The organism is Sphingomonas sp. PR090111-T3T-6A (genome assembly GCF_000383095.1).
Classification (GTDB): Bacteria; Pseudomonadota; Alphaproteobacteria; order Sphingomonadales; family Sphingomonadaceae; genus Solisphingomonas.
The window spans coordinates 321,088-333,627 of the sequence record NZ_AORL01000010.1 but is presented as its reverse complement, the minus strand read 5'-3'; the positions used below and the strand labels follow the sequence as shown (position 1 = coordinate 333,627).

Annotated in this window: 10 protein-coding genes; 4 read left to right on the top strand and 6 right to left on the bottom strand. The window is 69.7% G+C overall.

Annotated elements, in window-relative coordinates; translation table 11 throughout:
• Window positions 1-72 precede the first annotated feature (72 nt).
• Genes ST3T6A_RS0104405 through ST3T6A_RS0104385 form a run of 5 tightly spaced genes read right to left on the bottom strand, consistent with a single transcriptional unit; the run spans window position 73 to window position 6,024 of the window.
• The gene (locus ST3T6A_RS0104405; protein ID WP_026359418.1) at window positions 73-1,323 is read right to left on the bottom strand and encodes a TolC family outer membrane protein; all 1,251 of its coding nucleotides are present in this window, start codon (window positions 1,321-1,323) and stop codon (window positions 73-75) included.
• Window positions 1,316-3,721: an FtsX-like permease family protein gene (locus ST3T6A_RS0104400; RefSeq protein WP_019831684.1), complete on the bottom strand. Its 2,406-nt coding sequence runs from the start codon at window positions 3,719-3,721 to the stop codon at window positions 1,316-1,318. The genes ST3T6A_RS0104405 and ST3T6A_RS0104400 overlap by 8 nt, the downstream gene beginning before the upstream one ends.
• Window positions 3,722-3,734: 13 nt before the next feature.
• Window positions 3,735-4,415, bottom strand: a complete 681-nt coding sequence (locus ST3T6A_RS0104395) for an ABC transporter ATP-binding protein (RefSeq protein ID WP_193378616.1) — start codon at window positions 4,413-4,415, stop codon at window positions 3,735-3,737.
• A gap of 23 nt (window positions 4,416-4,438) precedes the next feature.
• Complete coding sequence (locus tag ST3T6A_RS0104390) at window positions 4,439-5,698, bottom strand: efflux RND transporter periplasmic adaptor subunit (RefSeq protein WP_019831682.1); 1,260 nt, start codon at window positions 5,696-5,698, stop codon at window positions 4,439-4,441.
• A complete protein-coding gene (locus tag ST3T6A_RS0104385) occupies window positions 5,698-6,024 on the bottom strand; it encodes a UrcA family protein (RefSeq protein ID WP_019831681.1) in 327 nt (108 codons plus the stop codon). The genes ST3T6A_RS0104390 and ST3T6A_RS0104385 overlap by 1 nt, the downstream gene beginning before the upstream one ends.
• A 217-nt stretch (window positions 6,025-6,241) precedes the next feature.
• On the opposite strand from ST3T6A_RS0104385, the gene ST3T6A_RS0104380 reads away from it, so the two are divergent.
• The 4 genes from ST3T6A_RS0104380 to ST3T6A_RS0104365 all read left to right on the top strand — a co-directional run bounded on the left by ST3T6A_RS0104380 (window position 6,242) and on the right by ST3T6A_RS0104365 (window position 11,459).
• Complete coding sequence (locus ST3T6A_RS0104380) at window positions 6,242-7,630, top strand: sigma 54-interacting transcriptional regulator (RefSeq protein ID WP_019831680.1); 1,389 nt, start codon at window positions 6,242-6,244, stop codon at window positions 7,628-7,630.
• Window positions 7,620-8,960, top strand: a complete 1,341-nt coding sequence (locus ST3T6A_RS0104375) for a sensor histidine kinase (protein ID WP_019831679.1) — start codon at window positions 7,620-7,622, stop codon at window positions 8,958-8,960. The genes ST3T6A_RS0104380 and ST3T6A_RS0104375 overlap by 11 nt, the downstream gene beginning before the upstream one ends.
• 130 nt (window positions 8,961-9,090) lie before the next feature.
• On the top strand, window positions 9,091-9,276 hold the full coding sequence (locus ST3T6A_RS0104370) for a hypothetical protein (protein ID WP_019831678.1): 186 nt from the start codon (window positions 9,091-9,093) through the stop codon (window positions 9,274-9,276).
• Window positions 9,273-11,459: a hypothetical protein gene (locus ST3T6A_RS0104365; protein WP_019831677.1), complete on the top strand. Its 2,187-nt coding sequence runs from the start codon at window positions 9,273-9,275 to the stop codon at window positions 11,457-11,459. The genes ST3T6A_RS0104370 and ST3T6A_RS0104365 overlap by 4 nt, the downstream gene beginning before the upstream one ends.
• A gap of 8 nt (window positions 11,460-11,467) precedes the next feature.
• Here the strand turns inward: ST3T6A_RS0104365 and ST3T6A_RS0104360 are convergent, their stop codons facing one another.
• Entirely contained in the window at window positions 11,468-12,511 is a 1,044-nt protein-coding gene (locus tag ST3T6A_RS0104360; RefSeq protein WP_019831676.1) for a LacI family DNA-binding transcriptional regulator, read from the bottom strand.
• Between the last annotated feature and the right edge of the window lie 29 nt (window positions 12,512-12,540).

The window sequence follows — 12,540 nt, the reverse complement described above, 5'->3', positions numbered from 1 at the left end:
TGCGGTTGCAGCCAGCATCTGGCGAAGGGGGCTTCTAGCCCTCCGCACCCCGGCTTGCCAGTCGTCCGCGGATTATCCGAAGACGCTCCGGTCCATCGTCCCGGTCGCGCGCAACAGGGCGCCCTGCGCGATCAGCAGGTCGCTGCGGCTGCGCGCCTCGGCAAGCTGGGCCGCGCGCAGGCTCTCGTCCGCCACGAGGATGTCGAGCGTCGAGCGCAGGCCGAAGCCATATTCCGCCCGCACGCCCTTGAGCGCGAGGTCCGCTGCGGTGACGCGGCTGCCGTTCGCCTCGGCCTGGGCGCGGGCGCCGATCATGGCGGCCCACGCCGCTTCGGTGGCGCGCACCGCCTCGCGCGCGGCGGCATCCTGGTCGAAGCGGGCCGCGCGATAGTCGGCCCGCGCCTGCCGGACCTGCGAGGCGACGAGCCCCCCGGTCAGGATCGGCACATGCAGCACCACGCCCGCCGCCGCCGCGCGTGGGAAAGCATGATCGTCGCCGCCGGTCGCGCGCACGTCATAGCCATAGCTGCCGCCCAGAGAGACAGTCGGCGCGCCGCCGCTTCGCGCCTGATCGATCCGCGCGGAGGAGGCTTCGGCGAGGCGCTGGCTCTGGCGATAGAGCGGATTGGTGCCGAGCGTCCGGTCGCGCGCCTGATCGAGGCTCGCGGGAAGCGCCGCGAGCGCCTCGGGCGGCGGCGCCAGCACCCCGGGAGCCCGGCCGACGATGGCGCGGTAGCGGGCTCCGGTGGTCGCCAGCGTCGCCTGCGCATCGGCCAGCGTCGCCACCGCCGAGGCGCGTTGCGCTTCGAGCTGCGCGACGTCGGTGCGGGTCGCCTGGCCGAGCTTGTAGCGGGCGTTGGCTTCCGCCACCTGATGGTCGAGCAGCGCGATGTCCGCCTGCGCGATGTCGGCCGCCTGCTGATCGTAGAGCAGCTCGGCATAGGCGCCGATCACGTCGGTGAGGAGCGCCGCCTCGCTGTCGCGCAGCCCCTCGGCGCCGGCCGCGACGTCCCCCTGCGCCGCGCGCACGGAGGAGGAGACGCGCCCGCCCGTCCAGATCGGAAGGTCCGCCGAGACGGTCGCCGCGCCGCCCTTGCCATAGTCGAACTTGTCATAGCCCCCGGCCGCGTCGGCCGCCGCCGAGAGGCGCCCGCCGGCGCGGGCCTGCTCGGGCAGCTCCTCCAGCCCTTGCTGGCGGGCGCGGGCGGCGGCGAAGACGGGGTTGGAGGCATAGGCCTCGTTCACCGCCTGCGCGAGCGTCTCCGCCCGCGCTGGTGCGGCGGCGAGCAGCAAGCCCGCCAGCATCCACCTCCGCTTATTCATGGCGGAGCGCCCAGGCCGGCGCGGCGCGCGCGGCGCGCAGCGACTGCATCAGCACCGTCGCCACCGCGATCAGCAGCGAGGCCAGCGTCGCGCCGAGGAAATAGAGCGGCGAGAGGCCGATCCTGTCCTCGAAACCCGCCAGCCACGTCCGCATCGCGATGAAGGCCAGCGGCCAGGCGATGAGGTTGCCGATCACCACCGGCCGCAGGAACTGCGTGACGAGCAGCAGCACCACATCGCGCGAGGAAGCGCCCAGCGTCTTGCGGATGCCGATCTCGCGCACCCGCCGCTGCGTGTTGAACGAGGCGAGGCCCCACAGCCCGACGCACCCGATCGCCACCGCCAGCCCGGCGCCGATCGCGAACAGCCGCGCGGCCTGATCGTCGGACTTGTAGTAGGTTTCGAGATTCTGGTCGGCGGTGACGGCCTTGAACGGCACCTCGGGGGCAACGCTGCGCCACGCGTTGCGCAGCGCCTCGGTCATGCCGCGGGGATCGCCGTCGAAGCGCACCGTGGCGATCGGGAAGACGATGTCGCGCGACTTGTAGGTGTAATAGGCCGCGCGCGTGCCGTCGCGGGGCGAGTAGAAACGCATGTCGTCAACCACGCCGATCACGGTGCGGGTCGCATCGCCGGTGAGCGTCTTGCCCACCGCCTGCTGCGGCGTGAGACCGAGCTGGGCTGCGGCGCGACGGTTGAGGACGATGTTGCGGGACTGCTCGGGCGGCCGGCCGGCGGAGTCATCCTCACGATGCGCGTCGTCGGGCAGGCGGCCGGCCAGCAGCTTCGGCTCGAAGACCCGGAAGAAGCCCCGATCCCCTACGATCGACATCAGCGACGGGCCATTCCCCAACATACCGGGCAGCTTCAGATTATTGTGATTCTGATAGCGTTCGTCGCCCGGCGCCGTGTCGGAGCGCGAGACCGCGCGCACGCCCGGAAGCGCCGCGAAACTGTTGACGATCGAAACCCGCTGCCCCTCGGTCAGCCGCTCCTCGGTGAGGCTCGGCACCACGATCAGCCCGTTCCGCGCGAAGCCGAGATCGGCGTTGCGGACATGGCGTGTCTGGACGGTCAGCACCATCGTGCCGACGATGAAGGCCGTCGCCAGCGCGAACTGGAGCACGACGAGCGCCTCGCGCACCCGCGTCCCCGCCCGTCCACCGCCCGCCGAGCGCGAGGCCGCCAGCACGCCCGCCGCCGGGAAGCGCGAGAGCAGCACCGCCGGATAGAGCCCGGCCGCGAGACCCACGAGGATCACCAGCAGCACCAGCGGCAGCAGCACGCCATCCTGCCCGATATAGTGGATCGACAGCGAGAGATTGCCCGCCGCGTTGACCAGCGGCAGCCCGATCTCCGCGATGGCGAGGCCGACGAAGGCGGCGAGCGCTGCGGTGGCCATCGCCTCGCCGATGAAGTGGCGCATCAGCGTCTTGCGGTCGGCGCCCAGCACCTTCCGCATCGCCACTTCGCGAGCGCGCAGGCTGGCCCGCGCCGTCGCGAGGTTCACATAGTTGATCACCGCGATCAGCAGCGTCAGCGCACCGACGATGCCCAGCGTCGTGACGGTGAGCCGCGCGCCCTTCGCCTGAAGGTGCAGATCGCTGATCGGCAGCAGCGTCTCGCGGAAGATATCGAGCGGCCTCTTGCCCATGTCCTGCTTGGCGTGGCGCAGCACGAAATCGTCGAGCTTGCCGCCGAGCGCCCTGGCCGCCTCGGGCGTGGGGAAGCGCAGATAGGTATAGAGGGACTCGCTGCCCCAGTGATACCAATAGTCGCCGGCAACCTGCTTGGGCACGAGGCGGGCGATGATGTTCGCCTGCAATTCGGTGTTGCGCGGCAGATCCTCGAACACGGCGGCGACGCGATAGAGACGCGGCGTGCCGTTCAGCACGATCGTCATCGGCTGGCCGATCGGATCGGCGCCGGGGAAATATTTGCCCGCGACCGTCTGGCTGATGAGCAGGTTGGCCGGATCGGCCAGCGCGCCCGCCGCGTTGCCGCGCACGATCGTCAACCTGAAGATGTCGAGGAACTTGGGATCGACCAGCTGCATCCCCTCGCTGGTGCCCGTGCCGTTCCTCAACACCGTCCCGTTCTCGCGATCGATCCGGGTCCCCTCGATGTCGGGGAAGTCGCGCTGGAACGTCTCCAGCCAGCCGCCCATCGAGGTCGGGATCGGCCCTTCGAACTGGCCGGGCAGGTTCCAGTTGTCCTGCACGAGATAGATCTGGTCGTGGTGCGGCAGCCAGTGCTCGTAGCTCGTCTCGAAGCGCACATAGAGGCCGAGCACGATGAAGACGGCGATGCCCACCGCGAGCCCGCCGATGTTGAGCGCGGCATAGAGCTTGTGGCGCACCAGCGAGCGATAGAAGGTGACGAAAGCGAAGCGGTTCATGACCTCTGCCCCCTCAGATCGCGCGGGCGACGGAGGAGACGATCCGCCCGTCCAGCATGTCGATGCGCCGGAGCGCCATGTCGGCATGGCTCGGCGAGTGGGTGACCATCACGATCGTCGCGCCCTCGCCGTTCAGGCTGGTCAGGATGTCCATCACCTGCTGGCCGTTCTCGGTGTCGAGGTTGCCGGTCGGCTCGTCGGCGAGGATCAGGCTCGGTTCGCCGACGATGGCGCGTGCGATGGCCGCGCGCTGCTGCTGGCCGCCCGAGAGCTGGTGCGGATAATGGCGCGCGCGGTGCGAGATGCCGACGCGGTCCATCGCCTGCTCCACCCGCTTGCGCCTATCGCCATTGAGGCCCCGGCGATAGGCGAGGCCCAGCTCGACATTCTCCTGGATGGTCAGCTCGTCGATCAGGTTGAAGCTCTGGAAGACGAAGCCCAGCGTCTCGCCGCGCAGCTTGGCGAGCGACGCCTCGTCCATCACGGCGAGATCGCGTTCGCCGAACAGATAGCGGCCAGCGCTCGGCCGGTCGACCGTGCCGAGGATGTTGAGCAGGGTCGACTTGCCGCACCCCGACGGGCCCATGATGGCGAGGAACTCGCCTTCGCGGACCTCCAGGTTGATGTCGGCGAGCGCGGTCGTCTCGACCTCGTCGGAAGCGTAGCGGCGCTGGATCGATTCAAGAGAGATCATGGGGCGGATCATGGGAAGCTCCGTCAGCGGATGTTGAGGATGCCGCTCTTGGCGTAGGCGGCGGTGTTGGAGGTGACGATGCGGTCGCCGGGCTGGAGGCCGGAGAGGATCTCGACCTGCTCGGGATTACGCGCACCGGTGCGGATCGGGCGGCGGCGCGCGTAGCGGCCGTCGGCGTCGAGCACGAAGGCGGACGTGCCGCCGCCGCTGTCGAGCCAGCTTCCGACCGGCGCGACCAGCGCCACGCGCGCGCTGCCGAGCGTCACGCGGATGTCCGCGGTCTGGCCGCGGTTGAGGCCCTTGGGCGCGGCGCCCACGAAGCCCAGCTCGATGTGGAACCGGCCGTTGGTGACGGCGGGCAGCACCTTGGTGACGACGAGGTTCAGCCCATTGTCGCCGCTGGCATGCTGGCCGGGCTGGACCCTGCCGAGATAATATTCGTCGACGTCGGCAACGAGCTTCCACGAGCCCTCGCTGTCGACCTGGCCGACCTGATCGCCCGCCTTGAGCATCTGCCCCGGCTGGATGGTGAAATTGGTGAGCCGTCCACCAACCGGCGCGCGCACGACGAGCGCGTCGAGCCCCGCACGGACGGCGGAGAGGTTGCTGGTCAGCCGCGCGCGCGTCTCGGCGAGGCGCGAGGCCTGGAGATTGGCGGTCTGGTCTTCCTTCGCCTGACCGGACTGGAGCTGGCCGAGGCGCTTCTGCTGATAATCGGCTTCCTCGCGATAGCTCTTCACGCCCTCGTCGGAGACGAAGCCCTGATCGTGGAGTTGCTGGCGGATCGAGAGATCGCGCCGCGCCTTGATGAGGTCGTAACTGGCCGATGCCGTCTGGCTGGCGCGATCGAGGCGGCTCTTTTCGAGCGCCAGATCGTCGCCGGATAGCGTGCCGAGCTGGCTGGCGATCTCCGCCTCGCGGGTCAGCACGTCGAGCTTGAGCGCGGGGTTGAGCAACGTCGCGAGCGGCTGGCCCTCGGTCACGGCCGCGCCGTCCTGCACGAGCAGCTTCTCGACCTGCCCGCCCGATACGGCAACGACGAAGGTGGTGACATTGGGCGCGACGGTGGCGCGGACGGGCAGATAATCCTCGAACCGGTCGCGCGCGACGGTGCCCGTCTCGATGTCGGCGGCGGCGACGTCGGCCGATCCGCTCGACGGCAGGAGCCGCCAGCCGAGCAAGACCGCCACCAGCAGACCGACCGCCGCGGCGATCCAGCGCCAGCGACGGTCGGTGCGGGGCTTTTCCACCCGGCGGTCCATGGCCGAACCGGAGACGGTCATCAGCGGGCCGCGAGCTGGATGGTGCGGTCGGTCTGGGCGGCGACGGCCTTGCCCAGCATGTCCTTCGCCTGCGCATAGGCCTCGTTGCGGCACGTCTGGGCGGCGAAGAACTCCCCGACATTGCCGGCCGGGCAGACATGCGAGGCGGCGACGTGGAGACGCTTGGCGATCGCGGCGCGGCCATCAACGCTGGCCAGCTCGGCGGCGGTGTAGTGCACCGTCACGGCCGGAACGGCGGCGACCGCCGGGTCCGAATAGGCGACGATCGCGGTGGTGCCGAGCAGGCTCGCGCCGGCGAACATGAGATTGATGACGAACTTGCACATGGCTCTGTTCCTTGTCCTCGTGGCCGGCGGCGTGTCGGTCACGGAACTACCTCAGCAGGAGCCGTGCCAATTTCATAAGTCATTGGAAAACAACGATCCGTGCAGAAACGATCATGGCACGCCTCTTCCGCACTGTCCGGTTCCGGACAGTCGGGTGTCCGGAAACAGACGTTGAGCCTCCGCCCGAACGATGGCAGCACCGCGATCGGAGGACAGAGTGAGCACCGAGAAGTTCGACTGCTGCATCGTCGTGGACGATGACGAGGATATCCTGCTGGCGGCGCGCCTGCTGATGCGCCAGCTCTTCGCCGAGGTGCGCGTCACGCCGTCGCCGCAGGAGGCGCTGGACTGGATGGGCGAGCGCCGCGCGGACGTGATCCTGCTCGACGCCAATTTCGCGCGCGGCGCCACCGACGGGAGCGAGGGCTTCCGCTGGCTCGGGCGCATCCTCGAACGAGACCCGCAGGCCTCGGTGGTGCTCATCACCGCGCATGGCGGCGTGCAGACCGCCGTGCAGGCGATGAAGCAGGGTGCGACCGATTTCGTCTCCAAGCCCTGGGCCAACGACAAGCTGCTGTCCGTCGTCCGCTCGGCCGCCGCGCTGAGCCGCTCGCGCCGGCAGAGCGAGGAGGCCGTCGGCAAGGCTCCGTCGGCGCCCTCATCGGACACCCCTCTGCTCGGCTCGTCCCCCGCCATGGCCCGCGTGCTGTCGCTGATCGAGAAGGCCGGGCCGACCGACGCCAATGTCCTGATCCTCGGCGAGAACGGCACCGGCAAGGAACTGGTCGCCCGCGAACTGCATCGCCATTCGCGACGCGCGGGCAAGATCATGCTGTCGGTCGATCTCGGCGCGGTGGCGGAAAATCTCTTCGATTCCGAGCTGTTCGGCCATGTGAAGGGCGCCTTCACCGATGCCCGCGCCGATCGTGTCGGCCGCTTGCAGGCGGCGGACGGCGGCACGCTCTTCCTCGACGAGGTGGGCAACCTGCCGCTGCACCTCCAGCCGAAGCTGCTGACCGCGCTCGAGCAGCGCAAGGTGACGCCGGTCGGCGCCAACGCGCCGGTGCCGATCGACGTGCGCGTCATCTCGGCGACCAACCTGCCGCCGGATCAGCTTGGGCAGGAGAGCCGCTTCCGGCAGGACCTTCTCTATCGCCTCAACACGGTGGAGATCGAACTGCCGCCGCTGCGCGAGCGGCGCGAGGATATCCCGCTGCTGCTCGACCATTATCTCCGCCTCTACGCCGCTCGCTATGAAAGGCCGGCTCCGGCGCTGCCCGACGAGGTGCGCGCGGCGCTGGTCGCCTATGACTGGCCGGGCAATGTCCGGGCGCTGCGCCATGCCGCCGAGCGGGCGATCATCCTCGCCGACGGGGCGACGCTGGCGCTCAAGGACTTCCCGCTGCCCAAGGCCGCATCCGCCCCGCATGTCCAGGCCTCCGCCGTGGTCGAGCCTGCCGGCGCCGATCTCAACCTCGACCGTGCCGAGCGCCAGCTCATCGAGCGCGCGCTCCACAAGCATGGCTACAACATCTCCAACGCGGCGGCCGAACTCGGCCTGACGCGCGGCTCGCTCTATCGGCGGATGGAGAAGCATGGGCTCTAGGGCGCCCTTCGTCGCGCGGCTGGCGGGGCATATGCTGCTGTTGCTCGCGACGCTGATGGCGCTCGCCTGGTTCCTGCCGATGCCGGGACATCTGGCGACCAAGCTGCTCTGCGGGCTGCTGTCGCTGGCGGCGGCGTGGGCGCTGTGGCGGGTGGTAAGCCGCACCAATGCCCAGCTCACCCGCTTCGTCTCCGCGATCCGCCACGAGGATCTGACGCAGGTCTTCCCCGAAACGCATCAGGGCAGCGGCTTCGACGCGCTGGGCGAGATGCTCAACGCCGCGATCCGTCGCCTGCGCGACCATCGCGCCGCCGAGGCCGCCGAAAACCGCTTCGCCGCGACGCTGGTCGACGAGGCGCCGACGCCGATCCTCGCCATCGACCCGGACGGCAAGGTCGAGCTTTCCAACAAGGCGGCGCGGCGCCTGTTCGGACAGGCCAGCGGACGCAGCATCTCCGAACTGATGCCCTATGGCGAAGGCTTCGTCGCCGCACTCACCGACGTGGTGCCCGGCGACCGCCGCCTCTGCCGGGTCGTGCTGGGCGGATTGCCGCAGCGGGCGATGGTGGCGGTCACGCGGGTCGAGCGGCTGAGGCGGACATGGCGGATCGCCTCGGTGCAGATCATCCAGGGCGAGCTGGATGCCGCGGAGGTCGCGACGCAAGCCGATCTCGTCCGCGTGCTGACCCACGAGATCATGAACTCGATGACCCCCGTCACCTCGCTCGCCGAGAGCGCGGCCGGACTGATGGCCGAGATCGACCGGGGCGGCGATCCGGCCGTCGCGGACGCGCGCATCGCGGTCGAAACGCTGGCGCGCCGCGCGTCCGGCATCATGCATTTCGTCGACAGCTATCGCGAGTTCAGCCGCGCGCCGGCCCTCTCCCGCCGCCGTTTCCGGGCACAGGCCTGGGCCGGGGAGCTGACCCGGCTCTATCGCGCGATGCCGGTGGGCGAAGCCGTCGCGCTCGACGTCAGCGTCCTGCCCGAGGCGCTGATGATCGACGGCGACCCGGAGCTGCTGTCGCAGGTGGTGCTCAATCTGCTCAAGAATGGCGGCGAGGCGGCCAGCGCCCACACGCCCGCCCCGCGCGTGGCGCTCGCCATCGAGGGCCTGCCGACGGGGCGCGTCCGCATCCTCGTCGAGGATAATGGGCCGGGCGTGCCGGATGCCAGCCTCGGCGAAATCTTCCTGCCCTTCTTCACCACCAAGCCATCGGGCACCGGCGTGGGGCTGAGCTTCGCGCGGCAGGTGGTGCTGCTGCACCATGGCGCGATCCGCTATGCCAGCGATCCGGGCGGCGGCGGACGGTTCGAGATCGTCCTCTAGCAGGCGCCGTTGCACCGATGGCGGATTCCTGTTGATCGGTAAGTGCCAGCGATGGCATTAATCGCTCGACGACGGTGACCGCCCCTCTTCGCGGTCATGACCCAACAAGAAACCGCGATCGGGAAGAAGGATGGAAAAGGCCGTGTTCCGCGTCGATCCACGCGATGATGTGGCGACCGCGCTCCGCGACATCGAAGCCGACACGCCGAGGCTGAAGTTCGGCTTCCCGGTGCCGACGGGCAAGATCGCGTCGAACAGCACGCTCACCGCCACCAAGCGCAACTGGATCGGCCTCGTTGCGGGCCGCGCGCCGTGAGGCCCCTGCTGGCGCTCGCTGCGATCCTCGTGCTGCCGGCAGCGGGACCTGTACCCATCGACCGGCACGCGCTGGTCGAGCGCCATGCCGTCACCTTCACGAAGATCGATCGCGACGCGCCCGCGATGATCGGCAATGGCGAGCTTGCCTTCACCGCCGACATCACCGGCCTCCAGACCTTTCCCGAGCGATATGCCCCGCAGGCGCCGCTGCTCACCATGGCGCAATGGGCGTGGCACAGCTTCCCCGAGCCTCATCCGCTGGGCGCAGAAGCCGGACTGGTGCAGGTGCCCGTCCCCGGCCGGGGTTCGCAGCCTTATGCCTATGTTCGTGATCTCGCAGCGGCGGCGAAAGACCCGGTGATCGCGTGGCTGCGCGAAAATCCGCACCGTTTCTCGCTCGGCCGCGTCTCGCTGGACATGCACCATGCCGACGGCCGCCCGGTGCGCTTCGAGGAGTTGACCGACACCGTCCAGCGCCTCGACCTGTGGACGGGCACGCTCACCAGCCGCTTCCGGCTCGACGGCCAGCCCGTGACGGTGACGACGCGCGTGCACCCGGATCGCGATATGCTGCTGGTGGAGGTCCGCTCGCCGCTGGTCGCGAGCGGACGGGTGGCGGTACGCGTGGCCTATCCGGGCGTCTCGCGCGCGATCAATCCCGATCCCTCCGACTGGACGCATCCCGAGGCCTACACGACCCGGATCACCGCGCGCCGGGCCGACCGGATCGAGGTGCGCAACCGGATCGACCGGACCGTCACCACCTCCTCGGTGACGGCGCCCGGCGGCACCGTCGCGCCGGACGGGCCGCATCGGCTCGCGGTCTACGGGCATGGCGAGCGGTTGGTGGCGATGGTGAGCTTCGACCGCGCCCAGCGCCTCGCCCCGGCACCCGATTATGCCCGTGCCGTCGCCGTCACCGAGGCGCACTGGCGGGATTATTGGACGCAAGGAGGCGTCGTCGATTTCTCGGGCAGCCGCGATCCGCGTGCGGCGGAACTGGAACGGCGCGTGGTGCTCTCGCAATATCTCGCGGCGATCAACGAGGCGGGCTCGCTGCCCCCGCAGGAGGAAGGGCTCTTCTCCAATAGCTGGAACGGCAAGTTCCATCTGGAGATGCACCCGTGGCACTCGGCGCATTTCGCGAGTTGGGGCCGCCCCGCGCTACTAGAACGCAGCCTCCAATGGTATCGCGCGCACCTGCCCGATGCGATCGCCGAAGGGCGGCGGCACGGCCTGAACGCCGCGGCATGGTGGCCCAAGATGTCAGGGCCGGAGGGGCGCAACAGCCCGAGCCCGATCAACCCCTTCATCCTCTGGCAGCAGCCGCACCCGATCTACCTTGCCGAGCTGGTCTGGCGCGCCCACCCGGATCGCGCGACGCTGGAGCGCTACGCCCCGCTGGTCGAGGCGACCGCGAACATGCTGGCAGGCTGGCCCCGGCTCGATCCGGCGACTGGTCGCTATCATATCGGCCCGCCGGTGGTGCCGGTGCAGGAAAACCATGACCCCTTCACCTCCGCCGACCCCGCCTTCGAGGTCGAATATTTCCGCTGGGGGCTGGAGCGCGCGCAGGCGTGGCGGGTGCGGCGAGGACTGGCGCGCCATCCGCAATGGGACAAGGTAATTGCCGGCATGGCGCCGATGCCGATGCAGGACGGCCGCTATGTCCCCGTGGCGGGAGAGCCCGGCTTCTGGACGCGCGCCGCCTCGCCCGAGTGTCGCGGCAACGCCCGGCCGCCGCTCTGCACCAACCGGGATCATCCCTCCTTCCTGATGCCCTTCGGCCTGATCGGCAGCGAACGCGTCGACCGGGCCGCCATGGCACGCACGCTCGCCGCCACAGACGAGGATTGGGACATGCGTCAGCTCTGGGGCTGGGATTTCCCGATGATCGCGATGACAGCCGCCCGCCTCGGCCGCCCCGAAGAGGCGATCGACTGGCTGATGCGCGACGCCCCCAACAACCGCTGGGGCGCGACCGGCATGACGCCCCGCTATGATCTCGCCGCCGACGGCAAGACGGAGACGCGACTCGCCGACACCTATTTCCCCTCCAACGGCGCGCTGCTGCTCGCGGTGGGGATGATGGCGGCGGGATGGCAGGGCTCGACCGGGCACGCCCCCGGCTTCCCCGCCGACTGGAGCGTGCGGGTGGAGCGGGTGAAGCCCCTTCCCTGAAGGCCGGCTCAGGCGGCGCGCGGCGGCGCGGTCGACTGGCGGACGATCACTTCGAGGCCCACCGAATAATCGGGCAGCCGATCCTCCTCGCCGTCGAGGAGGGCGATCACCTGCTTCGTCGCCTCGCGCGCCATCTCCAGCACCGGGCGGCGGATGGTGGTGAGGGCGGGCGAGATCATCGAAGCGATGTCGCTGTCGTCGAAACCCGCCACTGACAGGTCGTCCGGCACCGACAGTCCCCGCTCATGCGCGATCTTGAGCACGGCGGCGGCCATATTGTCGTTGCCGGCGAAGATGGCGGTCGGCGGCTCGGGCAGGCTGAGCAGCGCCTCCGCGGCGGCAAGGCCGCTCTCGAAGCCATAATCACCCTCCCGCACATAAGCGGCGGGCATGGCGATGCCGGCCGCCGCCAACCCCTCATGGAAGCCTTGCTCGCGCTCGCTGGCCGAATGGAACTGCATCGGCCCGGTGATCATGCCGATCCGGCGATGACCGAGCCCGACCAGATAGCGCGCCATCTCGCCGGCGGCCGCCCGCTCGTCGCTGACGAGCATCGCGGGGTAATCCGGCACGCGCACCGCCGCGATGCCGACGGCCGACACCCCCAGCCGCCGGAGCGTGCGCGGAATCGATGGCAGCTCCGACAAGGGCGGCAGCAGCACCAGACCGTCCACGCGGGTCCGCTGGACGAAATCCTCGATATTGGAGGTGAGGTCCGGGTCCTGCGTCGAGACGGGATGGACGAGCAGCTCATAGCCGGCTTCCGAGCAGATCTCGACGATGCCGCGCTGGAAGAGACCGATGACATGGGCGTTATGATCACCCTGCACCACGCCCAGCAGGAAGGACCGCCCCGACGCCAGCGCGCGCGCCCTCAGCGACCGCCGGAAGCCGAGACGCTCGATCGCCCGCTCGATCGTCTCGCGCGTCTCCTTGCCAACCTTGGGAGAGTTGTTGAGGACGCGCGAGACCGTCCGTATCGAGACGTCCGCTTCCCTCGCGACATCGGCAATGGTGGCGGCGCGTCGGACGTCGGCGGTTTTCCCATTCATGCCGCCATCTTGCAGAAGCGCGCGAACAT

Coding starts and splice junctions, on each gene's coding strand:
- ST3T6A_RS0104400 (WP_019831684.1), bottom strand. CDS start 3,721: ATGAACCGCTTCGCTTTCGTCACCTTCTATCGCTCGCTGGTGCGCCAC.
- ST3T6A_RS0104360 (WP_019831676.1), bottom strand. CDS start 12,511: ATGAATGGGAAAACCGCCGACGTCCGACGCGCCGCCACCATTGCCGAT.
- ST3T6A_RS0104370 (WP_019831678.1), top strand. CDS start 9,091: ATGGAAAAGGCCGTGTTCCGCGTCGATCCACGCGATGATGTGGCGACC.
- ST3T6A_RS0104405 (WP_026359418.1), bottom strand. CDS start 1,323: ATGAATAAGCGGAGGTGGATGCTGGCGGGCTTGCTGCTCGCCGCCGCA.
- ST3T6A_RS0104395 (WP_193378616.1), bottom strand. CDS start 4,415: ATGATCTCTCTTGAATCGATCCAGCGCCGCTACGCTTCCGACGAGGTC.
- ST3T6A_RS0104390 (WP_019831682.1), bottom strand. CDS start 5,698: ATGACCGTCTCCGGTTCGGCCATGGACCGCCGGGTGGAAAAGCCCCGC.
- ST3T6A_RS0104375 (WP_019831679.1), top strand. CDS start 7,620: ATGGGCTCTAGGGCGCCCTTCGTCGCGCGGCTGGCGGGGCATATGCTG.
- ST3T6A_RS0104385 (WP_019831681.1), bottom strand. CDS start 6,024: ATGTGCAAGTTCGTCATCAATCTCATGTTCGCCGGCGCGAGCCTGCTC.